Annotated in this window: 22 protein-coding genes and 3 pseudogenes; 10 read left to right on the forward strand and 15 right to left on the reverse strand. The window is 72.6% G+C overall.

Features of this window, described 5'->3' with window-relative positions; translation table 11 throughout:
- The first annotated feature begins 44 nt into the window (after positions 1-44).
- Positions 45-839 carry an SDR family NAD(P)-dependent oxidoreductase gene (locus ACIBVL_RS09540; RefSeq protein WP_399094495.1) on the forward strand — a complete coding sequence of 265 codons (795 nt, stop codon included), beginning with the start codon at positions 45-47 and terminating at the stop codon, positions 837-839.
- Here the strand turns inward: ACIBVL_RS09540 and ACIBVL_RS09545 are convergent.
- A complete protein-coding gene (locus ACIBVL_RS09545) occupies positions 836-3,529 on the reverse strand; it encodes an ATP-binding protein (protein WP_399094498.1) in 2,694 nt (897 codons plus the stop codon). The genes ACIBVL_RS09540 and ACIBVL_RS09545 overlap by 4 nt on opposite strands.
- Positions 3,530-3,827: 298 nt before the next feature.
- Here ACIBVL_RS09545 and ACIBVL_RS09550 point away from each other — a divergent pair, with 298 nt between their 5' ends.
- A complete protein-coding gene (locus ACIBVL_RS09550; protein ID WP_399094501.1) occupies positions 3,828-4,856 on the forward strand; it encodes a DUF2510 domain-containing protein in 1,029 nt (342 codons plus the stop codon).
- Between the two features lie 176 nt (positions 4,857-5,032).
- Here ACIBVL_RS09550 and ACIBVL_RS09555 read toward each other — a convergent pair whose 3' ends face one another.
- Complete coding sequence (locus tag ACIBVL_RS09555; RefSeq protein ID WP_399094504.1) at positions 5,033-5,647, reverse strand: TetR/AcrR family transcriptional regulator C-terminal ligand-binding domain-containing protein; 615 nt, start codon at positions 5,645-5,647, stop codon at positions 5,033-5,035.
- 157 nt (positions 5,648-5,804) lie between these two features.
- On the opposite strand from ACIBVL_RS09555, the gene ACIBVL_RS09560 reads away from it, so the two are divergent.
- Entirely contained in the window at positions 5,805-6,608 is an 804-nt protein-coding gene (locus tag ACIBVL_RS09560) for a phosphatase PAP2 family protein (RefSeq protein ID WP_399094507.1), read from the forward strand.
- Positions 6,605-7,552: a DMT family transporter gene (locus tag ACIBVL_RS09565; protein WP_399094510.1), complete on the forward strand. Its 948-nt coding sequence runs from the start codon at positions 6,605-6,607 to the stop codon at positions 7,550-7,552. Before ACIBVL_RS09560 ends, ACIBVL_RS09565 begins: the two co-directional genes overlap by 4 nt.
- 6 nt (positions 7,553-7,558) lie before the next feature.
- On the opposite strand, the gene ACIBVL_RS09570 is transcribed toward ACIBVL_RS09565, so the two are convergent.
- Together ACIBVL_RS09570 and ACIBVL_RS09575 are read right to left on the reverse strand one after the other, a co-directional pair.
- On the reverse strand, positions 7,559-8,380 hold the full coding sequence (locus tag ACIBVL_RS09570; protein WP_399094513.1) for a phospholipid scramblase-related protein: 822 nt from the start codon (positions 8,378-8,380) through the stop codon (positions 7,559-7,561).
- Positions 8,381-8,478: 98 nt separating this feature from the next.
- Positions 8,479-10,524, reverse strand: coding sequence for a phosphocholine-specific phospholipase C (locus ACIBVL_RS09575; RefSeq protein WP_399094516.1), 2,046 nt, complete (start codon positions 10,522-10,524; stop codon positions 8,479-8,481).
- Between the two features lie 588 nt (positions 10,525-11,112).
- Between ACIBVL_RS09575 and ACIBVL_RS09580 the strand changes: the two are divergent.
- The 4 genes and pseudogenes from ACIBVL_RS09580 to ACIBVL_RS09595 form a co-directional block, all read left to right on the forward strand.
- Positions 11,113-11,331: pseudogene (locus ACIBVL_RS09580) on the forward strand (nucleotidyltransferase family protein); the annotation flags it as partial.
- A gap of 7 nt (positions 11,332-11,338) precedes the next feature.
- On the forward strand, positions 11,339-12,238 hold the full coding sequence (locus ACIBVL_RS09585) for an NAD-dependent epimerase/dehydratase family protein (protein ID WP_399094519.1): 900 nt from the start codon (positions 11,339-11,341) through the stop codon (positions 12,236-12,238).
- A complete protein-coding gene (locus tag ACIBVL_RS09590; RefSeq protein WP_399094522.1) occupies positions 12,235-12,897 on the forward strand; it encodes a spherulation-specific family 4 protein in 663 nt (220 codons plus the stop codon). The genes ACIBVL_RS09585 and ACIBVL_RS09590 overlap by 4 nt, the downstream gene beginning before the upstream one ends.
- Before the next feature lie 168 nt (positions 12,898-13,065).
- Positions 13,066-13,227, forward strand: a pseudogene (locus ACIBVL_RS09595) (endo alpha-1,4 polygalactosaminidase); the annotation flags it as partial.
- A 270-nt stretch (positions 13,228-13,497) separates the two neighbouring features.
- Here the strand turns inward: ACIBVL_RS09595 and ACIBVL_RS09600 are convergent.
- Genes ACIBVL_RS09600 through ACIBVL_RS09635 form a run of 8 tightly spaced genes read right to left on the reverse strand, consistent with a single transcriptional unit; the run spans position 13,498 to position 22,176 of the window.
- Entirely contained in the window at positions 13,498-14,427 is a 930-nt protein-coding gene (locus tag ACIBVL_RS09600; RefSeq protein WP_399094525.1) for a sugar phosphate isomerase/epimerase family protein, read from the reverse strand.
- A complete protein-coding gene (locus ACIBVL_RS09605; RefSeq protein WP_399094528.1) occupies positions 14,424-15,032 on the reverse strand; it encodes a nucleoside deaminase in 609 nt (202 codons plus the stop codon). The genes ACIBVL_RS09600 and ACIBVL_RS09605 overlap by 4 nt, the downstream gene beginning before the upstream one ends.
- Positions 15,029-16,579 carry a GMC oxidoreductase gene (locus tag ACIBVL_RS09610; RefSeq protein ID WP_399094531.1) on the reverse strand — a complete coding sequence of 517 codons (1,551 nt, stop codon included), beginning with the start codon at positions 16,577-16,579 and terminating at the stop codon, positions 15,029-15,031. The genes ACIBVL_RS09605 and ACIBVL_RS09610 overlap by 4 nt, the downstream gene beginning before the upstream one ends.
- Positions 16,580-16,607: 28 nt before the next feature.
- A complete protein-coding gene (locus ACIBVL_RS09615) occupies positions 16,608-17,738 on the reverse strand; it encodes an ROK family protein (protein WP_399094534.1) in 1,131 nt (376 codons plus the stop codon).
- 8 nt (positions 17,739-17,746) lie between these two features.
- On the reverse strand, positions 17,747-19,084 hold the full coding sequence (locus tag ACIBVL_RS09620) for a carboxylesterase family protein (RefSeq protein ID WP_399094537.1): 1,338 nt from the start codon (positions 19,082-19,084) through the stop codon (positions 17,747-17,749).
- 5 nt (positions 19,085-19,089) lie between these two features.
- Positions 19,090-19,920: a carbohydrate ABC transporter permease gene (locus ACIBVL_RS09625; protein ID WP_399094540.1), complete on the reverse strand. Its 831-nt coding sequence runs from the start codon at positions 19,918-19,920 to the stop codon at positions 19,090-19,092.
- Complete coding sequence (locus ACIBVL_RS09630; RefSeq protein ID WP_399094543.1) at positions 19,917-20,870, reverse strand: carbohydrate ABC transporter permease; 954 nt, start codon at positions 20,868-20,870, stop codon at positions 19,917-19,919. Before ACIBVL_RS09630 ends, ACIBVL_RS09625 begins: the two co-directional genes overlap by 4 nt.
- A 7-nt stretch (positions 20,871-20,877) precedes the next feature.
- A complete protein-coding gene (locus ACIBVL_RS09635) occupies positions 20,878-22,176 on the reverse strand; it encodes an extracellular solute-binding protein (RefSeq protein ID WP_399094546.1) in 1,299 nt (432 codons plus the stop codon).
- A 308-nt stretch (positions 22,177-22,484) separates the two neighbouring features.
- On the opposite strand from ACIBVL_RS09635, the gene ACIBVL_RS09640 reads away from it, so the two are divergent.
- Positions 22,485-23,030 carry a hypothetical protein gene (locus tag ACIBVL_RS09640; protein ID WP_399094548.1) on the forward strand — a complete coding sequence of 182 codons (546 nt, stop codon included), beginning with the start codon at positions 22,485-22,487 and terminating at the stop codon, positions 23,028-23,030.
- A gap of 179 nt (positions 23,031-23,209) precedes the next feature.
- Here ACIBVL_RS09640 and ACIBVL_RS09645 read toward each other — a convergent pair whose 3' ends face one another.
- Positions 23,210-24,109, reverse strand: a complete 900-nt coding sequence (locus ACIBVL_RS09645; protein WP_399094551.1) for an alpha/beta hydrolase — start codon at positions 24,107-24,109, stop codon at positions 23,210-23,212.
- Between the two features lie 176 nt (positions 24,110-24,285).
- Here ACIBVL_RS09645 and ACIBVL_RS09650 point away from each other — a divergent pair.
- Positions 24,286-24,438 (forward strand): annotated as a pseudogene (locus ACIBVL_RS09650) (IS5/IS1182 family transposase); the annotation flags it as partial.
- A gap of 708 nt (positions 24,439-25,146) precedes the next feature.
- Here the strand turns inward: ACIBVL_RS09650 and ACIBVL_RS09655 are convergent.
- Entirely contained in the window at positions 25,147-25,416 is a 270-nt protein-coding gene (locus tag ACIBVL_RS09655) for an Atu4866 domain-containing protein (protein WP_399094554.1), read from the reverse strand.
- Between the two features lie 339 nt (positions 25,417-25,755).
- Positions 25,756-26,634 carry a helix-turn-helix transcriptional regulator gene (locus ACIBVL_RS09660; protein WP_399094557.1) on the reverse strand — a complete coding sequence of 293 codons (879 nt, stop codon included), beginning with the start codon at positions 26,632-26,634 and terminating at the stop codon, positions 25,756-25,758.
- Positions 26,635-26,707 lie beyond the last annotated feature (73 nt).

Below are 26,707 nucleotides of genomic sequence, written 5' to 3' on the forward strand. Positions count from 1 at the left end.
GCGGTGGCACGCGCGCAGGCGGCCGCCCTGCCTACGGTGGAGGCATGGCCACCATCCTGATCACCGGCGCCACCTCCGGTCTCGGCCGGTACGTCGCCTTCGAACTGGTCCGTTCCGGGCACCTCGTCCTCGCCCACGGCCGGGACCCGGGGCGCACGCACGCCCTCGTCGAGGAGCTGCGGGCGGAGGGCGAGGCCGAGGGGTTCGTCGCCGATCTGGCCTCGCTGGCACGGGTGGATGAGCTGGGCGCGCGGGTCGCCGAGGCACATCCCGAGCTGGGGGTGCTCGTCAACAACGCCGGTGTGGGAGCCGGTTCGCCGGGGTCGGGCCGTGAGGTGAGCACGGACGGGCACGAACTGCGTCTGGCGGTCAACTACTTGGCGCCGGTGGCCCTGACCCGCGCGCTGCTGCCGGTGCTGCGGGCGAACGCGCCGGCGCGGATCGTCAACGTGGGCTCGGCCGGCCAGGAACCCGTCGACTTCGACGACCCGGAGTTCACCCGGGGCTACGGCGGGTTCCCCGCCTACTGCCGCAGCAAGTTCGCCCTCGCGGCGCACACGTTCACCCTCGCCGAGGAGCTGGCGGGCACCGGCGTCGCGGTGAACGTGCTGCACCCGGCGACGTTCATGGACACCGCGATGGTCCGCGAGGGCGGCGTCGCCCCCTGGTCCACGGTCGCCGACGGTGCCCCGGGCGTCCTGGCACTGGCCACCGAGGACCTGGGCACCGGCCGCTTCTTCGACGGGACCCGGCCGGCCCGGGCACACGAGGGCACCTACGAACCGAAGACCCGGGACAAGCTGGCCCGGCTCACCTCGGAACTGCTCGACGGGCCCTAACCCGGGTTCCGTGCCAGCAGTCCCCGCAGGGCCCCTTCCGCCTGTGTGGCGAGGCCGTCCGCGCCGCAGGTGCGGGCCAGGGTCAGACCGCGGTTCAGCTCGGACACCGAGCGGGACAGGATGCCGTACTCGATGCGGGCGGCCGCGTGTTCGTACTGGCTGGGGGAGGATTCCAGCACGTTGACCGCCTGGTGGGCCAGGCGGACCGCGCGCTGGCCGGTCTCCAGGGCGGCGGCGCAGCGCAGGGCCTCGCCGATCGCGGTGTAGGTGCCGAACCGCTCGGCCCGGCGGCGGGCGTCGGAGGCGAGCCGGGCCGCGCGGGCCGGGTCCGCGGTGGCGAGGGCCCGGGCGAGGTCGAGCGCCCAGGGGACCATCACGGGGTTGAGGTGGCCGCGCACGGCCGCCGCCTTCTCCGCCGCCTCCAGTTCGTTGACACCGTCCTTGGTGCGGCCCACGGCGAGCAGCAGCCGGCCGCGCACCGAGCGGGGGTCGGGCAGGACGATCGTGGACGGGTAGGGCGGGCCGAAGCCGAACTCCTCGGCGATCTTCCACGCCTCGTCGTAGTGGCCGCGGGCGATCAGCACATCGACGAGGTTGCAGCTGGCCGACCAGTACAGGGGCAGGCCGCGGCCGACGCGTTCGGCCAGGGCCACGGCCTCCCTGAGGGTCTCCTCGGCCTCCTTCAGCCGGCCCCGGCGGCGCAGGCCCAGGCCGAGGTAGGCGTGGGCCAGGACGAGGTGGCCGCCGCTCCAGCCGGCCGACCGGTAGGAGCGCAGGGCCTCGTTGAAGAGGGCCTCGGCGCGGTCGAGACGGTCGGTGTAGGCGTAGGAGCTGGACAGCATCATCAGCAGCTCGATGCCCCACTCCTGGTCGGTCCAGCCGAGGCCGGGCGCGAGGCGGTCGTTGACGAGGGAGCGGTCGCAGAACTCGACGACCTCCTCGGCGTTCTCCCCGCGGGTCACGGCGTCGAAGCCGCGCAGGATGAGCAGGGCCCGCTCGGCGTTGTCCCGGCCGGTGCAGGTCGCGGCGAGCGCGGCGAGCTTCTCGGTGCGGCCGGCCGAGTTCGCCTCGCCCGCGTACACGCTCTCCCACATGAACTGCGCGGCCTGCAGCCGCATCTTCGCCGGTCCCTCTTCGAGGAGCGCGGCCTCCGCCTCGATGGTGCGGACGGCCTCCTCCAACTGGTCGTTGTGGACGAGCGCCTGGGAGAGGCGGTAGACGGCGTCCACCCGCACGTCCCCGTCGAGGCCCGGCATGGCGAGCGCCGTGCGCAGGTGTTCGGCGGTCTTCGCGGGCGCGGTGAGCAGGGTGGCGCGGCCGAGGTCGTAGAGGACCCGTGCGTGGACGTCGGCCGCCGGCGGTTCGCGCAGGGCGCGCTCCAGGCAGTGGCGCGCCGCGTCGGGGGCGCCGACCGCGAGGTGTTCGTCGGCGGCCCCGCGCAGCTGCTCGACGAGTTCCTGGTCGCCCTCGGGGTGGACCTGGATGAGATGCCGTGAGGCGGCCGCGAGGCCCCTGCCCGCCTCGGTGACGATCTTGGCGGCGATGCCGTGCATCGCGGTGCGCAGGCTCGGCGGGATGTTGTCGTAGACCGCGGTGGCGATCAGCGGGTGGACGAACTCCAGGTCGCCGACGACGGTGGGGACCGCCGCCGGGTCCGGTTCGGTGAGGATGCGGGCGGTCCGCAGCAGCTCGGCGCAGCGCACCGCGGTGTCGCGGCCCATGACGGCGAGCCGGGAGGCCTCGTCGATGGAGATGCCGACGCCGCCGAGGATGGCGGCCGCCATGGCGAACCGGGTGGCCTCCACGCCCAGTTCCTCCAGCCGGTCGACGAGTCCGCCGCCGCGCGCCGCACGGTTGAGGGGGCGCAGTTCCGCGGCCGAGGACTCGGTCGGGTCCAGGTCCCTGTCCTTGACCTTGGCGAGGAGTTCGACGGTCTCGTAGGGGTTGCCGTCGGTGACGGCCCACACCTCGCGGCAGAACGCGGCGTCGGCGTGTGCCCCGAGGGTGGCACGGGTGAGGCCCGCGACCGCGGCCGGGGTCAGGGTGCTCAGGCTGGTGACGGAGCGGCCCGCGGCCTCGCCGATCAGGCCGAGGTAGCGGCCCCGCTCGCCGCGGACCTCTTCCGGCCTGCGCGCCACGACGATCAGGACGGGCAGGTGGTCGAGGCGTTCGACGAGGGCGGTGAGCCAGCGCAGGGTCTCCTGGTCGGCCCAGTGCGCGTCGTCGATGAGCAGCACGAGCGGGTAGTACCGCGAGGCGAGCCGGCTCACGGCGGCGACCAGGCCGTCGCACACGCCCTGGGGATCGGCCTGCTCCTTGCTGGGCTCCGCTATGCCGAGCGCCGGGCCCGCGATGTCGTACCAGTCGCCGAGGTACTCGCGGGCCTCCTCCGGCAGCAGGGACAGCAGCGCTGGCCGCATCAACTGCCGTACCACGTTGAAGGGGACGGAGCTGAGGGTCTCGCCGCCGCGGGCCGACCAGACCGCGCAGTCGCGGTCCTCGGCGATGCGACGCGTCTCGGCCAGCAAGGCGGTCTTTCCGACTCCGGCCTCGCCCCGGAGCACCAGCAGGTGCCCCGAGGAGGACCGGTCGGCGCAGACCGCGTCCACCGCCCGCGCGATGGCGGCGACCTCCTCCTCGCGCTCCCACAGGGAAGCCGGGGCGGCCCCCGCCGGCCGTGCCTCCGTCATCCCGCTACCTCCCCGATGTCGCCCGGACGACGTACAGAACTCGAGCGTAGCCGTCCGTGCCTCGCCGTGGAGGCAGTCCACGCAGGTCTTGCCTCCACGAGTGACAGGGCCGGTCCCGGGAGGCACCGGCAGGCCTGCGCCTGAGGGTCGGGAACGTCAACGGCGGTGGACGCGCACCGAATTGACGTCGATTTCGCGCCAGTCGTGGCGGCTGCCGCACGGGGCGTTCGCCAGGGGAATACCGACCGAATGCCCTCCCTCTCATCCGCCTTTCACCGATGCCTCATACGGTGGGGGCATGACGCAGGTGACTCCTCCCGGGTGGTACCCCGATCCGGGGCAGACAAGTGACGGTCCCGCCACCGAACGCTGGTGGGACGGCAAGGCATGGACGGACCAGACCCGCCCCGCGGGCTCGGCCGCCGCATGGGGTCCGCCGGCGCAGGCGCCGACCGACGGAGCGTATGCGGCGTACCCGACCTATGCGGCGTACCCGACGCCCCCGTCGGGCGCGGGGCCGCGGCGCGGACTGCGGACGGGCATAGCCGTCGCGGCGGCGGTCGCGGTCCTCACGTGCATCGGTGTCGGCGTGTACGCGCTGTCCAAGGACGAGGCCAACGGCGGCGGCACGGCACAGGGTTCCGGCGGTCAGGGCGGACCCGGCGGTACGGGCGGCCAGGGCGGACCCTTCGGCGGCCCGGGCGGGTCCGGCGGGTCCGGCGGGTCCGGCGGCTCCGGCGGCTCCGGCGGCTCCGGCGGCGCCTCGCCGTCCCCCCAGGAGTCGGAGGCGCCGAAGATCGAGAGCGGGTCGGTGACCGACGCGCTCAACGGGATCAGCATCCCCATCCCGGACGGCTGGTACGGGCAGGAGGGAAGCGCGGGCGCGGCACTGTCGTCCGAGTCCACCTACAAGTGCCCCGGCGACACCTCCAAGACCTGCACGAAGGGCGGCGCGTACTCCGCGCCCGCCGAGGTGCTGGGCACCAACGGCTCCACCGCGGAGGCGATCGCCAAGGCGGACATCTCGAAGAACGCCGAGGAGTCCTACGGCGGCACCACCTACGGCAAGATCACCTCGCACCAGGTGCTCGCCTCCAAGGCGGTGACCGTGGCCGGGCAGAAGGGCTACCTGGTGCGCTGGAAGGCGGTCACCAGCAAGGGCGCCGACGGTTACGTCGAGTCCCTGGTGTTCCCCGCGCCGGCGGACAGCAAGCGGTTCGTGGTGCTGCGCTTCGGCGTCGACGCCGACCAGAGCGTGTCGGTCATCGACACGGTGACCAAGGGCATCAAGGTGGCCTCGGGCGGCGGCAGCGGCCAGGACGTCTGAGCCGTACGGCGGATCGGCCGGGTGGGGCGCCCCTCCGCTCAAGGGGAACCCCACCCGGCCGGGGGGTGCGCGCCGTCCCCGTCCCCACGGTGCGGCGCGAGCAGGTCGCCGTCCGGTCATCCCGTGAACGGCGGCCTGAGCCTGTGTCGACTTGTCTCTAGAGGCCGGAACGGCCTCTAGACGAGACCGAGCGTCGGGAGTACGGCGGCCTCCACGAAGCGGACCAGGTACTCCGGGTCGGCGTACTCCCCGTCGACGACGGGCCGGGCGCGGACCACGCCGAACATCTGCGCCGGGATGTACTCCAGCGCGGGGTGGTCGGCGGGGACCTCACCCCGTTCGACCCCGCGCCGCAGGATCAGGCGCAGCGCGTCGATCTCGGGGTCGATCAGCGCCTCGCGCAGCGCCATCGCGAGGTCCTCGTCGCCGTGGACCGCGTGGCCGAGGGCCTGCATCAGGCTGCTGTCGTGCGTCGACCAGCGGCCCGTGGCCCGCGCGGCCTCGCGCAGGTCGTCGGCGAGCGAACCGGTGTCGATGCCGGCCAGCCGCCCGGTCCGGCGGGACCGCAGGGCGGCGACGACGAACTGGGGTTTGGTCTTCCACTGCCGGTAGAGCGTGGATTTGCTGCAGCGCGTACTGGCCGCGACCCCCTCCATGGTCACCGATTCGTATCCGCACTCGCGGATCTGCTCCAGGACGGCGTCGAAGAACTCCTTCTCACGCTCGGGCGTGATCTTGGAGCGGCGCGTTGCGGCGACCGGCTCCGGTCCCTCCGCGGCCTGCGACGTCATCGGCCCTTCCCCTCTCCGTTCTCCGACTGGTTCCAGTGTGTCGTATCCCAATCGATACGCAAGTGTACCGGTACTCGAGCGTATCGGTACACTAACGTATCGGTACGATGTCGTATCGATCGATCAAACGCACCACCGTCAGCGAAGGGGCCGGGGGATGAATGCCCGCACCGAACCTGCAGAAGCGGAGCCGGCCACGCCGGCACGGCCGCCGATAGTCCGGGAGCTCCTGCTCGTCGCAGGGCTCTTCCTCGTCTACAAGTTCGGGCGGCAGCTGGCCACCGGCCACACCGCCGAGGCCTTCCGCAACGCCGCCGACGTGTGGCACGCCGAACGGTGGCTGCGCCTGCCCGGCGAGGGCGCGGTGCAGACCCTGCTGCTGCACGGCGACACCCTGGTCCGGGTGGCGAACACCTACTACGCGACCGTGCACTTCCCGGCCACCCTGGCCTTCCTGGTCTGGCTGTATCTGCGGCGCCCGGCGCACTATGTGTGGGCGCGACGGGTGCTGGCCGCCGTCACCGCCGCCGCCCTGGCGCTGCACCTGGCGTTCCCGCTGGCCCCGCCGCGGATGCTCGCGGCGGCGGGTCTCGTAGACACCGCGCGGGTCTACGGTCCCTCGGTGTACGGGCCCCCACGGACCGACCACCTCTCGAACCAGTTCGCGGCGATGCCCTCCCTGCACTTCGGCTGGGCCCTGATGGTCGCGATCGGGCTGATCGTGGCGACGCGCTCGCGGTGGCGGTGGCTGTGGCTGCTGCATCCGCTGGTGACGCTGCTGGTGATCGTGGGGACGGCGAACCACTACTGGCTGGACGCGATCGTGGCCGGCGCCCTGCTCGGTGCCGCGCTCGCGGTGGTCCAGGCGCCGCGGCGCACGTCGACGACGGCGGGGCGCGGCGTGGGACGGCTCGTCCCGGCACCGGCCGAGGAGCCGGTTCTCGCGGGGGCGGCCCGATGAACGCCACGCTCGTCGCCGTAGTGCTCTCCCTCTTCTCGGCCGTCGCCTACGCGGCAGCGGCCGTCGCCCAGGAGCGGCTCGCCTCCCGCTCCCCCGGCGCGGGGCTGGCGCGCATGCTGGGCCGGGGGGCCTGGTGGGCGTCGGTCGGCCTGAACGCCTCGGCCGCGCTGCTGCACGTGGTGGCGCTGAAGTACGGTCCGCTGACCGTGGTGCAGCCGCTCGGCGCGCTGACGCTGGTGGCGGCGGTGCCGATGGGCGCGAGGGCCGCCGGGCGGCGGGTCACCGCCGGCGAGTGGCGCGGCACCGCCTACACCCTGGCGGGTCTGGCCGCGATCCTGGTCACGGCGTCGGGCCCGGCGCCCGAGCATGTGCTGAGCGGCTCCGGGGCGGTCCTGGTGGCCGCGGTCACCGCGGCGCTGATCGGCCTGCTGGCGCGGCCCGGGACCACACCCGGACTGCGGCACGCGAGCGCCTCGGGCTTCGCCTCCGGGGTCGCCTCGGCACTCACCCAGACGGTGACGGTGGCGGCGACCGACCGCTCGGGCTCGCTGCTGAGCATGCAGGTGATCGGGGTGGCGCTGCTGGTGGCCGCGTTCGCGACGGCCGGGCTGCTGCTGTCGCAGACCGCCTACCGGGGCGGCCTCGGCGCCCCGCTGGCGATGGTGACGCTGGCCAACCCGGTGGCCGCCGCGGCGATCGGCGTCGTCATCCTGGGCGAACGGCTCCAGGGCGGGGCGGCCGGCGTGCTCCTCGCGCTGGCGGGAGCGGGGCTCGCCGGGTGGGGTGTGGTGCTGCTGTCCAGGGCCGCGCCGGAGCCCGTACCGGCCTACGACGAGGAGCACCCGGTGGCGGCGGTCCTGGCACTGCGGGCCGAGACCGCGTCGGCGGAACCGGCGCTGCTGCCCCGGCCGGCTTCCGAGCCGGGGCACCTCACGCCGCTGTGACGGGGCTCAGCCCAGCCCGCGCGCGTCCTGCTTCAGTGCCGTGTCCACGGTCAGGGCCGTCGCGACGACCAGGCTGAGCAGGGGTTCGGGCAGCTGGTAGTGGATCTGCAGGACGTAGTTGTCCGCGGTGGTGAACATCGTCTTGGCCAGGCCCTCCCAGGTCTTGGTGATCCGGGCGACCTCGTTCTCCGCGTGGTCGACGATGGCGAAGTTCCACGCCCGCCAGTTCTCCGCCTTGATGGCGCCGATCTGCTGACCGCCCGCGTTGATGGCGAAGTTGATCTTCCCGAAGACGTTCTTCTGGACGATCTCGCCGACCTGCTGCCCGTCGGGGCGCGTCACGACCACCCGCGACTTGAAGATCTTCGCCGGCCGGGTCAGGAGCAGCACCGGCTGTCCGTAGGCGTCACGGATCTCCAGCTTGTGCGTGAGGTACTGGTCGATGCTGGCGACGAAGCGCAGGATTTTGCGCAGGGCGCTCTGGCCGACCTGGACGACCGTGCCGAGCTGGTTGCCCTGCTGGTCCATGACCTTGTACTCGTTGGTCAGCTCGATGAGTTTGGCCTTCTGGTTCACCACCAGCACCGGCTCGCTGAACAGCGTGCCGCCGCCGGGGCCGCTAGGGGCGACCCCGGCCTGCTGCTGCACCTGGCGCTGGACCCGCTGGTCGGGGGCGGGCGGCTGCGGGGGCACGGCCGGCCCGGCCTGCGCCTGCTGGTCGGCGTGGGTGTGCTCGGTCCACTGGGCGCCGTCCCAGTAGCGCAGGGTCCGGGCCGCACCGTGCGGATCCGGGTACCAACCTGCAGGCGTGTTCGAATGCGTGGTCACCGGGGCACACTACCCCGGGTCCACCGGTACCTGACCAGTCCCCACGATGCGGTGTTCACCGCGCATTCACCCGCGCGGCCGCATCGTCGCCGCCCGTGCTACACCGTGGCGATCGCCGGGTCGCTGACGCCCGGGCGCCCGGTCTCGACATGTCCCGCGAACCGCCGTACGAAGGCCGCGTCGGTGGCGGAGGTGACGGTGAGGTCGTACCAGCGGTGGCTCTTCGTCAGGTCGACGGAGTGCCGCACGACGGCACCGGGGCGCACCCGGACGGACGTGGTCCGCCCGCCGTACCCGTCGGCGAGCTTGAAAACGGCCGTTCCGGAGGTCTTGTTGGTGAAGGTGAGCTCGAGGCCGTCACCGATGTGCCGCGCGATCGCCTCGACTCCGGCCGTCCTGCCCTTGAAGGTCCGCAGGAACCCGTTGGGGCCGTGCACGGTCAGGTCGTAGGAGCCGCCGGAGTGGGCGGAGTTCCAGGTGTCGGAGACGGTCTTGCCGGCGCCGGTGGTGTAACTCCACGGACCGTCGGTGCGGTTGCCGGAGGTGACGAGGAAGGCGGCCCCGGCCTTCGCTCCGGAGGCGAAGGTGAGCGTGATCTCCCCGCCCGCGCCGTTCGCCGAACCGTCCACGAAGGGGGCGTACTTGAGCGGACGGGTGGGACGGTGGCCGCGCTCCTGCTTCGGCAGGACCGGCTGGGCGGGCGGCGTCGGGACGTAGTCCGGGTGGCGGTCCTTGTCCGGCGGCCGGTAGCCGTCGGTGTCGGGCAGGGCCACCGGGCGGGTGTCCTCGCGGCTGAAGTCGAACGCGGCGGTCAGGTCGCCGCAGACCGCGCGCCGCCAGGGCGAGATGTTGGGCTCGTGGACGCCGAAGCGGCGCTCCATGAAGCGGATGACCGAGGTGTGGTCGAGGGTCTCGGAGCAGACGTAACCACCCTTGCTCCAGGGGGAGACGACCAGCATCGGCACGCGCTGGCCGAGCCCGTAGGGGCCGGCCGGGTGGCTGCCGTCGCCCTTGAAGAGGTCCGGGCCGACGTCGACCGTCGACTTGCCCTGGGCGGCGGAGGCCGGCGGGAAGGGCGGCACCGCGTGGTCGAAGAAGCCGTCGTTCTCGTCGTAGGTGATGAACAGGGCCGTCTTCGCCCACACCGCCGGATCGGAGGTCAGCGCGTCCAGGACCTGGGCCACGTACCAGGCGCCGTAGTTGGCGGGCCAGTTGGGGTGCTCGGTGAAGGCCTCGGGAGCGACGATCCAGGAGATCTGCGGCAGCCCGCCGCCCCGCACGTCGGCCTTGAGCCGGTCGAAGAAGCCCTCGCCCTTGCGGGCGTCGGTGCCGGTGCGGGCCTTGTCGTAGAGGGGGTCACCGGGCGCCGCGTTCTGGTACTGGGTGAAGTAGAGCAGCGAGTTGTCGCCGTAGTTGCCGCGGTAGGCGTCCTGGATCCAGCCCCAGCTGCCGTTCGCGTCGAGGCCGTCGCCGACGTCCTGGTAGATCTTCCAGGAGACGCCCGCCTCCTCCAGCCGCTCGGGGTACGTCGTCCAGCTGTAGCCGGCCTCGTCGTTGCCGAGGACCGGGCCGCCGCCCTTGCCGTCGTTTCCGGTGTAACCGGTCCACAGGTAGTAGCGGTTGGGGTCGGTCGAGCCGATGAAGGAGCAGTGGTAGGCGTCGCAGACGGTGAAGGCGTCGGCGAGCGCGTAGTGGAAGGGGATGTCCTTCCGGTTCAGGTACGCCATCGTGGTCGCGGACTTGGCCGCGATCCAGCCGTCGTACTTGCCGCCGTCGAACGCGGCGTGGCCGTCGTTCCAGCCGTGCGGAAGGTCCTGGAGGAAGGCCATGCCCAGGTCGTCGGCGTCGGGGTGGAAGGGCAGGACGTCCTTGGTGCCGTCGGGCTGGTACCAGACCGACTTGCCGTTCGCGAGGGTCACCGGACGCGGGTCTCCGAAGCCGCGGACGCCTCTCAGCGTGCCGAAGTAGTGGTCGAAGGAGCGGTTCTCCTGCATCAGGACGACGATGTGCTCGACGTCCTCGATCGACCCCGTGCGATGGTTCGCGGGCAGCGCGGCGGCACGCTGGATGCTGCCGGAGAGCGCGGTGAACGCCGTGGTCGCGCCGGCGAGTTGGAGGAAGCGGCGCCGGTTGACTTCGGTCATGGGTGAGGAACCTCTCGTGCAGAAGGGGTGGTTCTGCCGGCCGGGTGTCGCGGGATGCATGCGCGATGGAGTGTTCCAAGGGCACCGAACGTCAGGGAAGGGTCGGATGACGTCGATGTGAAAGTCGACCGTACGCACGGTGTGCACGGGGCCAAGATCCCCCAAAGATCCTCCCCTGACCTTCCGTCAATTCTCCGTAACTCCTTGGAGTGACCCAAATCCGGCCTGCCACCGGGCGCCCACCGGGTAGGGACCACGGGCAGCGCGACCGGCGGACCCCGAAGGCCCGCCGGTACGCCACACAGGGCACGGACCAGCACACGGAGCCCTCGCGCCCATCGAGCCCCTCAGGCACCCCGGACGAAGAACACATGATTCGGTTGCCTGTCGGACCCAGGGGATACCTGCGAATTTCCGTCATGTTTCGCAGCATGACCACAGAACCCACACAGAAACACCACTACGGTGACGCGACGGATGCGGTGACGACCGGCCTCGGAGGGGGAGCCGGCGTCCCGCAAGGGGGTGCGTCCGCTCCATGGGAGCTGTGCTCATCCCTGCCCGGGGAGGGGACTTCACCGCATGAAGGGGACCACACGCACCACCGTGCTCACGGCGGTGGACGGCCACACCGCCGGACTGCCGCTGGGCTTCGACGAGCTGGTTTTCGACCTGATAAGAGCTCAGAACCAGCCGCACGCCCACGAGTTCGACGGCCATCGGCCGGACATCGGGCGCCCCGACGACTACGGCCGGGCCAACGCCGAGTTCACCACCCGCAAGCCCCATCTGCTCAAGGGAGCCTGAGCACCACATGCGCATCCTCGTCCTGGGCTTCACCGGCTATCTCGGAGCCCATGCAGCCGAACGGCTGCGCGCCCTGCCGGGCGCGCTGGTCCTCGGCGCCGGCCGCTCCCCCGGCGCCCCGTACCCGGTCGACCTCGCTTCGGCCCGGCCGGAGGAGCTGGCCGAGACCCTGGCCTCGGCCGCGCCCGACGCGGTGGTCAACTGCGCGGGCGCGACCGGCGGCGACGCCGTGACCCTCGCCGAGGTCAACGCCCGCGGACCTGCGGTGCTGTGCGCCGCGCTGCGGGAGGCGGCCCCCGGTGCCCGGCTGGTGCACCTGGGCTCGGCCGCCGAGTACGGTCCCGGTGTCCGCGGCGCCCCGGTGACGGAGTCGGCGGCCACCTGCCCGGTCGGCGCGTACGGCGCGACCAAACTGGCGGGCACGGCCGTGGTGATCTCGTCCGGCCTGGACGCGGTGGTGCTGCGGGTGGGCAACCCGGTGGGGCCCGGGGCGCCGCCGGCCGGACTGCCGGGCCGGCTCGCCGGGCTGCTGCGGGGGGCCGGGCGGGACCCGGACGCGGTGCTGCGGCTCGGCGACCTGTCCGCCTGTCGTGACTTCGTGGACGTACGCGACGTGGCGCGCGCGGCCGAGCTCGCGGTCACCGCCCCCGGCCCGCTGCCGCGGGTCCTCAACATCAGCGCGGGCCGGGCGGTCCCGGTCCGTGAGCTGGTGCTCGGCCTGGCCGCGCAGGCCGGATTCCGGGGCCGTATCGAGGAGGGCTCGGGCGGCGGACGCTCGATCCGCTCGAGCGAGGTGTCCTGGCAGTGCTCGGACGTCACCGCCGCCGCCCAGGCCCTGGGGTGGCGCCCCTCCCACACCCTCGACGAGGCGCTGGCCGCGCTGTGGGAAGGCGGCAGCACGCCGTGAGCCTGCTGATTCCGCTGTACGTGCACCCGGCCGACGACCCGGGCGCGTGGCACCACCTGATCCAGGGCGCCGGGCGCACGTACGGCGTGATCCTCAACCCCGCGAACGGGCCCGGTGAGCGCCCCGACCCCGCGTTCGCCGCGGCGGCCGGGGCCCTGCGGGAGGCGGGTACACGCGTCCTCGGGTACGTCGACACCGACTACGGGGGGCGCGAGCCCGCCGCGGTCCTGGCCGACGTCCGCCGGCACCGGGAGTGGTACGCGGCCGACGGCTGCTTCCTCGACCAGGTGACGGCGACACCGGAAGGGCTTCCCGCCTGCCGCCGGCTGGTGCGGACGGTACGCGAGCTGGGCACCGGGACGGTCGTCCTCAACCCCGGGGTCCACCCGGCGCCCGGTTACGCCCGCCTCGCCGACCTGACGGTCACCTTCGAGGGCCACTGGACCACGTACGTCTCGGCGTTCAGCCGGCCGGCGTGGGCCGTACGGCATCCGCCCGAGCGGCTGTGCCATCTGGTCTACGGCGTGCCCGAGGCGCTGGTGCCGCTCGCGGTGCGCACCGCGGGCGAGCGGGGCGCGGCCGTCTGCGGTCCCGTCACGGGCGAGCTTCCGAATCCCTGGGGCGGGTTGACGCCCGCACTGACCGGAACGGAGTCATGAGGTACACGGTACGAGCGGTTCTGGTGGCGGCCGCGCTGGCGCTGGCGGTGTGCTCCGGAAGCATCGACGACAGGGCCTCCCCGGACGGTTCGGGGGCCGAGGGCCGCTGGCGGCCCCGGCCCGGCCTGGCAGTGGCAGCTCGACAGCCGGGTCGACCCGTCGGTGGACGTGCCCGTCTACGACATCGACGGCTTCGAGAACACCGCGGAGGACGTGGCCCGGCTGCACCGGGACGGGCGCAAGGTCATCTGTTACCTCAACGTCGGCGCGTTAGTCCGCGCCGGCGTGCGTGTCGGGGCTCGTACAGACGGTCCGCAGGCGGCCAGGGCCCGGGCCGCCGCGAGGATCGGGGCGGCCCAGGACGTCGGGGATGTGCAGGCCGGCTGGACATGCCGGTTCCGAGTGGTTTCTTCGCGGGCGCGGTGTGCACGGGCGCGGGACGTTGCGCAGGTCGGCCCCGGCCGGGTGCGGGGACATGGCGCTCCTCCGCGACGGTCCGGATGCTGGGCCGCGGCCGGGCCGGGAAGGGGCCCGGGGAACGGATTGACCGTCGGCGCAGCATCCGGGGTCCGGCAGTGCACGGGATCCCGCACGGGCCGGTCATGTCGTCCGGGCCGCCGTCACCACCGCTGTCCCCGCGCGCAGGGCGGCCACCGGGTCTGCCGCCTCGTCCAGTTCGATGAGGACGGTGCCGGCGCCGGGGGTGCGGGACATGGCGTCGGACCAGGCCGGCCAGTCCACGATGCCCGTGCCCAGTTCGGTCATGTAGGGCTGCTGCCGGGCGAACACCGTGTCGTCGATGGTGAGGTGCACGTCGATGGGTCCGACCGCGTCCTTCCAGTGGGCCAGGGCTATGCGCGGGGCGTGGCGGCGGGCGACGGCCACGGGGTCCCCGCCGCCGAGGGCGATGTGGCAGGAGTCGGGGCACAGCCAGACGTAGCGCGGGTCGGTGAGGGCCATGAACAGGTCGATGTCCCGCTCGTACCAGAGGGTGCTGTGGGACTCGGTGTGGAAGGCGAGCCGCACGCCCTGCCGGGACACCGCCTCGCCGACGGCGTGGGCGATGTCGGCCATCCGGCTCATGTACGCGGCGTCGACGAAGAAGGGCGGGCGGGTCCCGAAGGTCGTCCGCATGGGCAGTCCGGTGACGAGGAACTGTCCGCCCGCCTCCGCGAGGAAGGCGGCCCGGCGCTCGGCGTCGGCGACGATCGCGGGCAGGGCGCCCTCCTGCCGCCAGTCCGGGGCGTCGCCTTCCGCGACGAAGGCGCTGACGACGGACAGGCCCCGGCCGGCGAGGGCGCGGCGGAAACCGGCCGCGCTGCCGTGGGCGCGCAGGGCGGAGTCGATGTCACCGGGCGCGAAGGTCAGCTCGACGCCGGTGACACCGGCCTCGGCCAGCGCGTCCATCACCCGCTCCCAGAAGGCCCCGGGGTTCGCCGACGCCCAGGCGCGCAGGGCGTCGGCGCAGTCCAGTCCCCAGAAGCGCGGGTGGTAGAAGGTGACGACGTCGGTGGCGAAGGCGGGACTCATGCGTCACCGCCGCGGGCGTTGTAGACGACGATGTCTCCCTCGTCGACGGCCTTGCGGTAGCCGCGGAACACGGCGAGGGCCTCCTCCCGCAGGACGTCGTGGACGACCTCGATGCCGCGGGCCTCGAACTGCTCGGCCCAGTCCGTACGGAGCGGACCCTCGTCGAAGGTGGTGATCTGCTCCAGCTCCGGGCCCTCCCCCGCGACGACCAGACCGCGCACGCCGGACCACAGGGCCGCCCCGTAACACTGCACGCAGGGACGCCAGTTGACGACGAGTTCGTGGGTGGGCAGGCCCTCGCCGCCCAGGTCCCAGCCGCCGGCCGCGGTCTGGGCGAGGCCGAGGGCGAGGACCTCGGCGTGGGCGCTGGAGATGCCGGTGGCGAGGACGACGTTCACGCCGACGGAGACGATCCGCCCGCTCGCGCGCTCGGCGACGAGGGCCGCGAACGGACCGCCGTTGCCCTCGCGCCAGTTGCGGTCGGCGAGCCGGTGCACCAGGCGCATCCGGTCCTCGACGCCCGGGAGGACGGCGGGCACGTCGGCCAGTTCGTCGTCGATCCAGGCCGGCAGGGCCACACGGTATTCCTTCGCGATGTCGATCACAGCGGTGCCTTCTCTCCGGGTCGGGGTGCGGTGAGCACAGTGTTCCGCGCGGCGACGGCACGGGCGGCCCGCACCGCCGTGACCACGCCGGTCAGCGTGACGTTGGCGGCCATCGGGGTGGGAATCACCCCGTTGCCGGCGAGGTACAGGTTGTCGTAGCCCCACACCCTGCCGTCCGGGTCGCAGACGCTGGTGCCGTCGTCGGCGTCGCCGGACCGGACCGTGCCGGTCAGGTGCAGGGAGGAGCCCGGTGCCAGGAGCGCCCGTTCGGTCGCCGGGTCGAACGTCCCGAACTCCTCGGCCAGGGAGCGGACTTCGTCGAGCGCCCGGCGGATCAGCGCGCGGTCGGTGTCCGAGTACCCGAACTCGACGCGGATCCGCGGCATCCCGGCGAGGTCGGTCGTGCTCGGCGAGAAGACGAGCCGGTTCTCGGGGCGGCACTCCACGGGGACGTACAGGGAGAGGCCCACGGAGTGTGCGAGGGGACGGCCGGCCCCGTCGACGTAGGTGCGGTTCATGATCTGGCCGTGGAAGGGCTGGTACGGGCCGTTGTGCGGCAGCCAGAGGGAGTCCGTGCTGAACTCCCCGGGGCGCGGCAGGGGCAGGTCGTCGAGGGTGAGGCCGAACCGGTCGAGGTCGAGCAGGACGCGGGCGGTGACGAAGGCGTGCTCGTTGAGCCGGCGGCCGAGCGCCGGGGGCCGGATGCCGGAGGCGTACAGGAGTTGCGGGGTGCGCAGCGCGTCCGCGCACACCACGACGGCGTCCGCGTGGAGGTCGTGGGTGCCGCCGTCGGCGACGCGGCGCAGCCGGGCGCCCGTGACGCGTGATCCGGTGACGAGCAGGGAGGTCGCGAGGGTGCCGGTCAGCAGGGTGAAGGCGGGGTCGCCGCCGCTCGCGAGGGCCGGGAAGATCGTGCCGGGCGCCGTGCGCGGCAGCGGCCCGGACGCGGTCGCGGTGACGGCCATGGGCATGGGCTGCGCGTGCCGGCCGGCGGGGGCTGGGCCGTCGTGGCGGCGGCCGAGGACGTCGAGGACGAGGCGGCCGGGTCCGGTCGGGCCGATCGGGGCGGGGGTGACCGCGAGCAGCCGGTGCGCGGTGTCGAGGTCGGCCGCCCAGCCGGCCGGGTCGCCGAAGTCGAACACCTCGTCCCCGTACGGCCAGGGCGTCGCGGCGGTCCAGTGGACTCCCATGCCGCCCGCGTTCCAGGCGAGCGCGGCCTGCGGCATCGCCTCGGCGTCCTCGCCGAAGGCCAGCGCGTGGAACATGCCGGGCGTCAGGCCGGTGAGGCTGTCGGCGCTCTCGCGCACCACCTCGGCGCCGGTGTACATGCCCTGGATGCCGGTGGCGACCCGTTCGTTGTAGCGCGCCCACAGGACCGGGTCGTCGAGGTCGTGCAGGTGCAGGCCGGGCGCGGCGCCGATCGGGGCGCCGCCGTCGACCATCGTGATGCGCAGCGCGGGGCCGGTGTCCCGCAGCAGGCGGGCCACGGCGGATCCCATGATGCCGCTGCCCACGATGAGGACGTCGGTGCGGGGGGTGCAGGTCACAGCTGGTCTCCCGGTGGGGGGTGCGTGGTCAGGCGCGGGGGGCTGGGGGGCCGAACAGTTCGGTGTCCATGCGGTCCAGGGCCAGCTTCACGGCGCCGACGAGTGGGGCGTCGTGGCCGAGGCCGGTGGCGCGCAGTTCGACCGCGGGGGTGCGGGCGGCGCGCAGGGCGGCGCGCACCCGGGGCAGCAGCACGTCGGCCGCGTCCTCCAGGCCGCCGCCGAGCACGATGAGGGAGGGGGCGACCGTCCAGGACAGGGTGGTGAGGATCGACGCGATGTTCTCCACGAACTCGTCGACGTCGGCGAGCGCCGCCGGGTCGCCGGCCCGGGCCGCGTCGAACCGGGCGAGGGCGACGGCCCGTTGGGCGGGCTCCGGCGAGGTGAGCCAGGCCACGGGCCGGTGCTCGACCGAGCCGGCCGGCATCGACCGCGCCTCGACGATCTCGCCCGCGGCGCCGTCGAGCCCCCGGTGCACGGCCCCCCGGATGAGGATGCCGAGGCCGGTGCGGTTGCCGAGCATCGCCCATACGACGTTGTCGTGGTCGCCGGCCACACCGCGCCAACGCTCCGCCAGTGCGCCCAGGTTGGTGTCGTTGTCCGCGAACCACGGCACTCCGACCCGCCGTTCCAGCTCGTCCGGCAGATGGACGCCCTCCCAGCGTGTGGTGTGCACCAGACGCCGTACGACGCCCTCGTCGTCGATCGCGCCACCGCTCGCGACGGCACCCGCCCGCAGCCGGTCCGCCGAGCCGCCCGCGTCGTCGAGCGCCGCCCGGACGAGCTCCGCCGCGTCGTCGAGGGTGGCGCGCGGGTCCTGGTAGGCGCGCAGCGGCCGGTGGGCGCGGCCGAGGATGCGGCCGCGGACGTCGGCGACGACCGCGGACACGTCCATGGTGGTGATGCGTACGGCGGCCAGCAGGGCGTGCTCGGCGCGCAGTTCGTAGCGGCGGGCCGGGCGCCCGGCGGAGCCGCCGACGGGTACGCGGTCCAGCTCGGCGACCCAGCCCGCCTCGACGAGCGTGTCCAGGATCAACTCGATGGTGCGGCGTGAGAGTCCGGTGCGGCCGGCGAGCGCGGTCATCGTGGTCGGTCCGGCCGACACGGCCAAGGCCCGCAGGATCACCGAGGTGTTGACCCTTCGTACGGCGCTCTGGTTCATCCCCGACATCAGCACGCCCCCGCCCCCGCCTCCGTGTCCGGGACCGGCACCACGGGGTCGAACGCTCCTGTGGTGTCGGTGACGTGGGGCGTTCCGGGCCTGCCGTACTCGCGTGCCGGGTCGCCGGGCCGGCCGGCCGCCCTGCCCCAGGCCGGTGTCCGGCCGTGGACGAAGCCGGCCAGGTCGGCGTGCATCCGCGCGGCCAGTCCGGCGGGCGGGCGGGGGCCGAGGGCCTCGGGAACGCCCGGCGCGTCCAGCAGGTCGAAGAAGAAGGGCAGGTCGGTGCAGTGCGCGGATCCGCCGTACACCGGGGAGGGCCAGGCGAAGGAGTACAGCCAGGTACCGGCGGGGGCGCCACGCCGGGCGGCCGCCGCGCGGGAGCAGGCGGAGCGGAAGAGCGTGTCGGTGACCCGGGAGCCCGCGGCGCGTCCGTCCGGGTCGGCGGGCGTGTCGAACTCGTCCCGCGTCGCGCCGAGCAGCAACGGTACGTCGTGCCCGTACCCGGCGAGGCCGGTGGCGACGGGTACCGGGAGGACGTCGTCGCCGATGACGGGGCCGAGGACGAGCGCGTCGTCGCCCCGGACGTCGAGGACCGCCCGCTGGAGCTGTTCCGGCGTGCGCGCGGCGAACCCGGCGTGCGTCGGCGGCACGCCGAGCCGCTTCCCGAGCCGTTCGAGGAAGCCGTCCCCCGGCTTCGCTTCGAAGAACCCGCCGGAGAGGCAGACCGCACGCCGGAACCGGCCCCGCCCCGTGGGCGACGACAGCAGGGCGAGCACCGCCGCTCCCCCGGCCGACTGACCGGCGAGGGTGACCCGCTCCGGGTCACCGCCGAACGCGGCGATGTTCTCCCGCACCCAGTCCAGGGCGAGCAGCACATCGCGCAGGCCGAGATTGGCGGGGACGCCGTCCAGCGGGGCGAACCCGTCGACGCCCAGCCGGTATCCGACGGTGACGCGGACGATGCCGTCGCGGACGAAGGAGCGCCCGTCGTACCAGGGGCTGGCCGGGCTGCCGGCGAGGAAGCCGCCGCCGTGGATCCACACCAGGACCGGGAAGGGCGTCCGCGCGTCGTCGGCGGCGGGGGCGTCGATGCCGAGGTTGAGGATGTCCTCGCCGGGCACCGACGGCTCCGGGACGGTGGTGACGGCGGACAGCGGGACGCGCTGCGCGGTGGCGCCGGGCCGGGAGGCGTCGAAGGGCTGCGGAAACCGGGCGCGGGGGGCCGGGAGCGCGAAGCGGCGTACCCCGGTGGGCGGTTCGGCGTAGGGGATGCCCAGGAAGCGTCTCACCGGACCGTGTCGGCGGCCGATGAACGTGCCGGCGGGTGCCTGAACGACCGACGTCATCGTGTTCACCGCATCCCCGTCCCGGCGATGCCCTGCACGAAGTACCGCTGCAGGAACAGGAAGAGGACGAGCACCGGCAGCATCACGACGATCGCTCCGGCGAGCATCAGGCCGTAGTCGGTGACGTGCGCGGCCGCCTGGCTGGTGGCGGCGAGGCCCACCGGGAGGGTGTAGGTGGACATGCTCTGGGCGACGATCAGCGGCCAGATGAAGTAGTTCCAGGAGCTGAGGAAAGACATGATCGTGACGGTGGCGAGGGCGGGCCCGGCGAGCGGGAGGAAGATCCTGAAGAAGATCCGGAACTCGCCCGCGCCGTCGATGCGGGCCGCTTCGAGGAGTTCGTCGGGGATCGACAGCGCGTACTGCCGGACGATGAAGACCGACATCGGCATCGCCACGCTGGGCAGGGCGATCCCGGTGAGGGTGTCGGCGAGTCCCATGTCCACGGTGATCACGAACTGGGTGACGAACACCGCGGTGAACGGCACCATCATCGCCGCCATGACCGCGCCGAACGCGAGCCGTCTGCCCGCGAAGTCGAGCTTGGCGAGCGCGTAGCCGGCGGCCGAGGCCGCCACGACGTTGCCGGCGACCACCATCACCGCGACCACCACGCTGTTGGTGAGGAACCGGCCGAAGCCCTCCGTGGCGAACAGCCGGGTGAAGTTGCCCAGGGTGAAATGGTGCGGGAGCCAGGCCCCTGGATCGGAGCGGATCTCGTCGAGGCCGCGCAGGGATCCGCCGGCCACCCAGACGAAGGGGAGCAGCGTCAGCAGCGCGCACAGGACGAGGGCGCCGTACAGCAGGGGCCTGGCCACTCGGTGGTGGGTTGTCATGTGCGGGACCTCAGCAGCCGGAACTGGACGACGCTCACCACGCTCACCAGGGTGAGCGTCACGAAGGACGCGGCCGACGACATGCCGAACGCCCCGGAGCCGAACTGGCGGTAGGTGTAGAGGGCGACGGACTCGGTGGAGCCGAGCGGGCCACCGCCCGTGAGGAGGTAGGGCTCGTCGAAGACCTGCAGGTAGAAGACCGTCAGCAGGACGGAGACCATCAGGGTGGTCGGCAGCAGGAGCGGCAGGGTGATGTGCCTGACCTGCCGCCATCGGCCCGCCCCGTCCAGCGACGCGGCCTCGTACACGTCCCGCGGGATCGCCTGGAGGCCGGCGAGGAACAGGACCATCGCAATGCCGAAGTTGCGCCAGACGCCGAGGAGGATGACGACGGGCATGGCCAGGTGCGGGTCGTCCAGCCAGTGCGGTCCGGCGAGGCCGGCCGCGCCGAGCACCTTGTTGACGGTGCCGTCGGCGTTGAAGGCGTACCGCCAGATCAGGGCGACCGCGACGACGTTGGTGACGACCGGTGCGAAGAAGACCGTACGGAAAACCCCGCGCAGCCGCCGGATCCCGGAGTCGAGCGCGAGGGCCAGCGCGAAGCCGAGCCCCATGGTCAGCGGTACGCCGACGGCCACGAAGAGGGCGGTGTTCAGGATGTCCCGCAGGAAGGTCCGGTCCCTCACCAGCCGCAGGTAGTTCTCGAACCCGGTGAAGTCGACCGCGAAGGGGGTCCGCAGATCGGCGCCCCGCAGGTCGGTGAGGCTGAAGCCGAGGGCGGCGACGGTGGGGATCAGCGTGTAGAGCAGGAACACCAGGGTGAACGGGGCGAGGAACAGCCAGGCGACGGCCGTACGGCGGGCGGCGGGGCGCGGGCGCCGGCGGGCCGTCCGGGGCGTCACCCCCGGGAGCGGTTTGCCGCGTGTCCGCGGGATCAGGGTGGTCGTCATCGGCGGCTCACTCCGACCCCGTGCCGATGCTCTCGGCGTAGGCCTGGATGTTCGCGGCGGCCTTCGCCGCGCTCTCCCTGCCCTTGGCCACGGCTTCCGTCTCCTTGCCGATCCGGGTGGCGACCTGCTGCCAGGTGGCGACCTGCGGGAACGCCCGGGTGTTCTTCAGTTGGGTGAAGAAGGCGTCGAGGAGGGGCTGGTCCTTGATGGCGGAGTCGTCCCAGGCGGAGATGACGGCGGGCAGCGAGCTGTACGCCTTGTACTGGGCGACCTGGGTGCTGGGCAGGGCGAGGTGGCGGATGAGCTTCCAGGAGGCGTCTGCGTTGTCGCTGTCGGCGAGCACGCCCCAGGTCCCGCCGGCGGAGAAGGAGACGCTCCCCGAGGAGCCGGCGGGCAGGGGCGCGGTGGCGACGTGGGAGGCGGTCCAGCCGTCCTTCTTCGCGGCGGTGTCGAGCTGCCCGATCACCCACGGCCCGGTGATCATGGCCGCGGTCTTTCCGGAGACGAAGTACGGCTGGGCGTCGAGGAAGGTCGGCCCGGCGGTGTCGGCGGTGCCCTCGGTGAAGAAGGACGCGTTGTACTTCAGCGCGTCGGCCATGGCCGGGGTGTCGAGGGTCCACTTGCCGGCGGAGGACAGCAGCGAGCCGCCGGCCTGCCAGGCGTACATCGCGACGTCCTGGCCGTTGAAGATGTCCCAGCCGATGTCGGCCCCGAGCCCGTGCCCGGCACCGGCGCCCTGGAGCGCCTTGAGGAACGGTGTCATGGCTTCCCAGGTGGCCGGCGCCGTGACGCCCGCCTTCTCGGCGAGGTCGGCGCGGTAGACGAGGGCGTACGTGTACGCGTACCAGGGCACCGTGTACGCCACGTCGTCGACCACTCCGGCGGCCCAGAGGCTCTTGAAGAAGGCGTCCGGTTCGACGAGGCCGTCGGGGACGGGCTTGAGGGTCGACGTGTCCAGGAACTGCGCCTGCGACTCGGGGAAGAACTGGGCGACGTCCGGTCCCTTGCCCGCCGCGATCGCCGCCTGGAGCTTGGTGTAGTACTCGCCGTTCGGGATCAGGGTGAACGTCACCTCGACGTCCGGGTTCGCCTTCTCGAAGGGCTTGATGACCTTGGCGAGCACATCGGCGTCGCCCTGGGCGGCCCAGACACTGATCGTGCCGGTGGCCGGGGAGCTGTCGACGGGCTGGGCGGTGGCGGTGGCGGCCGCGGTGTCGCCGCGCCCGCAGCCCGCCAGGGGGAGGGTGGATCCGAGGGCGACACCGGCGGCCAGTCTGAGGGCATCGCGGCGGGAGAGGTGGGGCACGGGGGACTCCTGTCTCATGGGGGCGCTGAGGACAGTGATGTGTTTCGGGGAGAAGTAGCGTTTTGGGCGCCACGGGCCCCATGGGAGGGATGGGGGACCGCGCCCGACAGCGACGACGCTACGAACGCCGTGTTTCACCGGCGTGGCGGCCCCCGCCCCGAATAATTTCGGAACTTGTAGCGAAATCGCCGGTCGCGACGGCCGGTGCGGCCGGAACCCGGGATCGGAGGCGGTGGTCCGACGGGGCCGGGGCACTCGGTGACCCAGGAAGAGGTTGTCGAAGAGCTTCCAGAGCCCGGAGGGACACCATGAGAGCGACAGCACACGGCTCCGGCGACGGTCTCGCGCGGCAGAGGACGCTGCGTGTCTATCTCAATGACCACCTGGCCGGCGCGACGGGCGGCACCGAACGCATCCGGCGGATGGCCCACGCGCACGGCGACACGGAGTACGGCGACGCACTGCGGAACCTGGCCACGGAGATCGCGCAGGACCGTCGGTCCCTGCTGGCGCTCATGGCGGACCTGGACGTTCCCGTGGCGCACTACAAGGTCTACGGGGCGCGGCTGGGCGAGCGGATCGGGCGGGTGAAGCCCAACGGCCGGCTGGTGCGTCGCTCCGGTCTGACCGTGCTGGTGGAGCTGGAGGCCATGCGGCTGGGGGTGCAGGGCAAGACGCTGCTGTGGCGCACGCTGCTCGCCGCGTCGGCCCAGGAGCCCCGGCTCGACCCCGGCTGGCTGGAGCGACTGCTGGAGAGGGCGGAACAGCAGCTCAGGACGTTGGACGCGCTGCACCACAGGGCCGGCGCGACCCTGGTCTCCAGCGGGTCACCGACGCCCGCGTCCCGGCCCTGAACCGGCGGCGGGCGACGTGGGCCGGTTCACGCATCCGGCGGGTCCTCCGGATTCCCGAGCGGAGTGCCGACGGCTGCGGCCAGGACGGGGCCGACGACCGCGTCGGCTCCTGGAAGCCCTGCCGGCGGCCCCGGTCGTGCGTGCAGGGTCCGTCAGCGGGATGACGGACCCTGTTTCTCTCAGTCACCGGCTCCGAGGGCGGTGCGCAGGGTGGTGGCCATCAGATCGATGGCTTCCTTCCCTTCCGGCACCGGGCCGGTGTGGGTGAAGTAGTGGTCGACTCCCTCGAAGACGCGGTGGGTGACCGGAACCCCGGCGGCGTCGAGAGCCTTGGCGTAGGCGTCGCCCTCGTCGCGCAGGCGGTCGTTCGCCGCGGTGATGACCAGGGCGGGCGGCAGTCCGGCGAGGTCGTCGGCCAGTCCGGGCGAGACGAGGGGATGCGCGCGGTCGGCGGGGTCGGGGACGTAGGCCGCCACGAAGATGCGCATGATCTGCGGGGTCAGCAGCGGCTTGGCGATGAGGGACTGCTTGGTGGCCGGGTCGGCGAGCTGGTCGAACGGTGCGGAGTCGAGGATCTGGAGCCGGGGGGAGAAGGTGCCGCGGTCCCGGGCCAGACGACAGACCGCGGCGGTCAGGTTGGCCCCGGCACTGTGTCCGCCCACGGCGAGCCGTGAACCGTCCCAGCCGCCCGCGGATCCGTTCTCGGCGACCCACGCGGTGACGTCGTAGGCCTGGGTGACGGGCACGGGGTACTGCCGCTGCGGGGCGACGGCGTAGTCCACGTTGATCACGACACAGCCGGCCGTGGCGGCTATGTAACGGCAGATGTGGTCGTCCTGCTCGGGGCGGCCGACCACGAAGCCGCCGCCGTGGAAGTTGACGTACACGGGGGCGGGGGTGTCGGTCGTGACCGGCGGGCGGTAGACGGTGCAGCTCACCGGTCCGGCGCCGGTCTCCACCCGGAGTGCCTCGGTGTCCTTCGCGATGTCGGTGAAGCGCAGGTCCCTGTGCACGCGGGAGATCATGCGACCGAGGAGCAGCTGGATCCCGCGGGCCTGGATTCTGGCGCTGAGTGGCATGACTTCGTCCCATCGCTACAAACTTAAAGTATCAGGATTCCTGATAATGGATCCTTGTCCCCCAGCGCGCAACGGGGAAGTCCCGACTTCTCACCACCCCGACCCGCGACAGGTCTCGCCGAATCCGCCCCGCACGACGAGAAGGGCCCGCTCGGCCGCGGCACGCAGAGCCTGTACGTGACCGAGCGCGGCCGAGACGTCGTTCCGAACGGACGGTCTCCTGGCTCGCCGGCTGCCGCCGACTCCACCGCCGTTACGAACGCAAGGCTGAGCACTTCCTCGCCTTCGCCGGGCAGGCCGCAGCACTCGTCCGCCTCCGCCGCCCGACTCGCCACCCACCTCATCGAGCCGCACCCGGACGGCCGCAATTCCGACCCACCACTGCACCCCCCACGAGAGGGACGCTCACGAGCGCCAAGGCCAAAGCGCCCGCGAAAGCAACCGCTACCGCCTCCGACGAATGGACATGGGGATCAGCGAAGACCGTGAAGTCGAGAATCCAAAGGGACGGCCCCACCGCGCCACACGTTGCCAGTAGCCGGCAGGCACGAGCACGCCCGAGGAGCACCCCCAGCAAAAAGGACGGAACAAAGCCGCAGACCAACATACTCAGGACGGCGGTGACGCCCGTCAGATCCAGGATGCCCACGGCGCTTGGCAGCCATGGGCTGACAGCGATCAGTGTCGCCCACAACAGGGCCGTTGAGATGACCCCGGCGTACCTCCCCACGGCCGTCGCCCCCTGACGCGCCGTCTTGTCTCTCATCCTCGCCCCCCAGAGCAGCCGAGCACGATGCTCCCACCAAATTTGAACGCGTTCAACCCTTGGGGGAACCAGCAGCCCCATACCGACGAGGCCGTACGCCACGGGGGACGCCCAAGGAAACGACGTGTGATGCGGGGCCCGTCCCCGCGGTGTGCGCAGACGACGGGGCGGACCGAGATCGTGCGCCGGTTCGGCGCGTTGACGGCGCGCGATGATGCCGAGAGGGGGACGAAGGGCGCGGGTGCCCGCGCCGAGGCAGGCACCCGGAGGGCTACTCCGGGTCGGCGGCCGGCAGGGGGGCGCGGTAGAGGACGAGGTGCTCGTGGAACAGCACGCCGTCGCGGACGTCACCGGTGGCGGTGAAGCCGGTGTCGTCGACGTAGTCGATGTGGTTGCCGGTGACGGTGTAGCTGCCGGTGTAGGCGCTCTCGCGGGTTCCCCGGGCCTCGTCGTAACGGCCGTCGGGAAGGAGTTCCTGCCGGATGTGACCGTCGGCGGTGACCCACATGCCGACGTAGGGGTGGGGTGAGTGCGTGTTCATGGCTCTACGGTCGCCTGCGCGACGAAGGACAACCAGGCCACGGATTTCCTGGGAGTTCCGCACCCACCCTGTGGGTCGTCCGTACCCACTCAGCCGGCCGGATCCGCTCAGCGTGCCGCGCCGGGAAGGGCAGGCGTGTCGCGGCAGGGGGCGTCCGCGGATGCGGGGGCCGGGCGGGTCGGCCCAGTCATGGGGTCCGCGGGGCTGCCGTGTCCGTCGAGGCTTCGGTACGCAACTGCCGTGCGGGGCGGTCCCTTCGGCGACCGGACCGGTTCCGGCAGGGGCACGCTCACCGCGCGGCAGGCCGGCCCCGGCCGCGGTGGGCGGGGCCGGGGATCACTACCGGAGCTCGTTCACCGCGAGGTCGGGCCCGGGTTCGGCGACGATCGCCTGCCTGGGACGGGCGGCCATGGCCCGCAGGGTTTCGAAGGCAGCCGCCGTCGGGCCGGCGGGCTCGGCCTGGTAGACCACCAGTTGTTGATGCGGCGCGCCGTTGACGGTGAACGCGGCGAACTTGATGTGCAGATCGCCCACTTGGGGATGCCGGAGGTGCTTGTCCTCCTGGGACTTGCTCTTCACCTCGTGCATCTGCCAGATCTCGGCGAACTCCTCGCTGAGAGAGGACAGTTCTTCGACGACCTCGGCGATACGCCCGGATTCGGGCTCATAGCCGTAGGCGGCACGGATCTCGGCGACACAGGAATGTGCGGCCCGTTCCCATTCCTGGTAGAAATCACGTCCCGCCGGGTCGGCGAAGACCATGCGCGCGAGGTTGTCGAACCGCTCGAAGCCTCCGTGCAGGGCCGTGGCCAGGGAGTTGCCGGCCAGCACGTCGAGTGCGGGACCGAGGACGAAGGCGGGTGTGTGCTCCCAGCCGTCCATCAGCTCCAGCAACTGCCTACTGACCCGCTCCTGGCCGCCCCAGCCGCGCGGTCGCTGCGAGGCGGTCAGGCACAGGCGGTTGAGATGGTCGGTGGCCTCCTCGTTCAGCTTCAGCGCCTGTGCCACCGCCTCGACCACCTGGGGGGACGGGCTGGACTCCCGGCCCTGCTCCAGTCGGACGTAGTAGTCCGAACTCACCCCGGCCAGCAGCGCGACCTCTTCCCGGCGCAACCCCCGGACTCGACGGCGTCCATGCTCCGGCAGACCGACGTCATGTGGTTTGCGAGCCTCACGGCGGGCCCTGAGGAAATCACCCAACGGCGTCCCATTGCTCATGCCGGTAACACTAGTCGCGTTACAGCCCTTTGCAGATGTCCGGCATGTAATAGGCCAATTGACCACAGCCCTT

This window comes from Streptomyces sp. NPDC049687, from assembly GCF_044465285.1.
Classification (GTDB): domain Bacteria; phylum Actinomycetota; class Actinomycetes; order Streptomycetales; family Streptomycetaceae; genus Streptomyces.

Bases quoted from the DNA above. Each gene is read 5' to 3' on its own strand.
- ACIBVL_RS09600 (WP_399094525.1), bottom strand. From the start codon at position 14,427: ATGAGTCCCGCCTTCGCCACCGACGTCGTCACCTTCTACCACCCGCGC.
- ACIBVL_RS09630 (WP_399094543.1), bottom strand. From the start codon at position 20,870: ATGACGACCACCCTGATCCCGCGGACACGCGGCAAACCGCTCCCGGGG.
- ACIBVL_RS09655 (WP_399094554.1), bottom strand. From the start codon at position 25,416: ATGAACACGCACTCACCCCACCCCTACGTCGGCATGTGGGTCACCGCC.
- ACIBVL_RS09620 (WP_399094537.1), bottom strand. From the start codon at position 19,084: ATGACGTCGGTCGTTCAGGCACCCGCCGGCACGTTCATCGGCCGCCGA.
- ACIBVL_RS09575 (WP_399094516.1), bottom strand. From the start codon at position 10,524: ATGACCGAAGTCAACCGGCGCCGCTTCCTCCAACTCGCCGGCGCGACC.
- ACIBVL_RS09550 (WP_399094501.1), top strand. From the start codon at position 3,828: ATGACGCAGGTGACTCCTCCCGGGTGGTACCCCGATCCGGGGCAGACA.
- ACIBVL_RS09645 (WP_399094551.1), bottom strand. From the start codon at position 24,109: ATGCCACTCAGCGCCAGAATCCAGGCCCGCGGGATCCAGCTGCTCCTC.
- ACIBVL_RS09660 (WP_399094557.1), bottom strand. From the start codon at position 26,634: ATGAGCAATGGGACGCCGTTGGGTGATTTCCTCAGGGCCCGCCGTGAG.
- ACIBVL_RS09545 (WP_399094498.1), bottom strand. From the start codon at position 3,529: ATGACGGAGGCACGGCCGGCGGGGGCCGCCCCGGCTTCCCTGTGGGAG.
- ACIBVL_RS09560 (WP_399094507.1), top strand. From the start codon at position 5,805: ATGAATGCCCGCACCGAACCTGCAGAAGCGGAGCCGGCCACGCCGGCA.
- ACIBVL_RS09640 (WP_399094548.1), top strand. From the start codon at position 22,485: ATGAGAGCGACAGCACACGGCTCCGGCGACGGTCTCGCGCGGCAGAGG.
- ACIBVL_RS09585 (WP_399094519.1), top strand. From the start codon at position 11,339: ATGCGCATCCTCGTCCTGGGCTTCACCGGCTATCTCGGAGCCCATGCA.
- ACIBVL_RS09565 (WP_399094510.1), top strand. From the start codon at position 6,605: ATGAACGCCACGCTCGTCGCCGTAGTGCTCTCCCTCTTCTCGGCCGTC.
- ACIBVL_RS09615 (WP_399094534.1), bottom strand. From the start codon at position 17,738: ATGAACCAGAGCGCCGTACGAAGGGTCAACACCTCGGTGATCCTGCGG.
- ACIBVL_RS09555 (WP_399094504.1), bottom strand. From the start codon at position 5,647: ATGACGTCGCAGGCCGCGGAGGGACCGGAGCCGGTCGCCGCAACGCGC.
- ACIBVL_RS09540 (WP_399094495.1), top strand. From the start codon at position 45: ATGGCCACCATCCTGATCACCGGCGCCACCTCCGGTCTCGGCCGGTAC.
- ACIBVL_RS09625 (WP_399094540.1), bottom strand. From the start codon at position 19,920: ATGACAACCCACCACCGAGTGGCCAGGCCCCTGCTGTACGGCGCCCTC.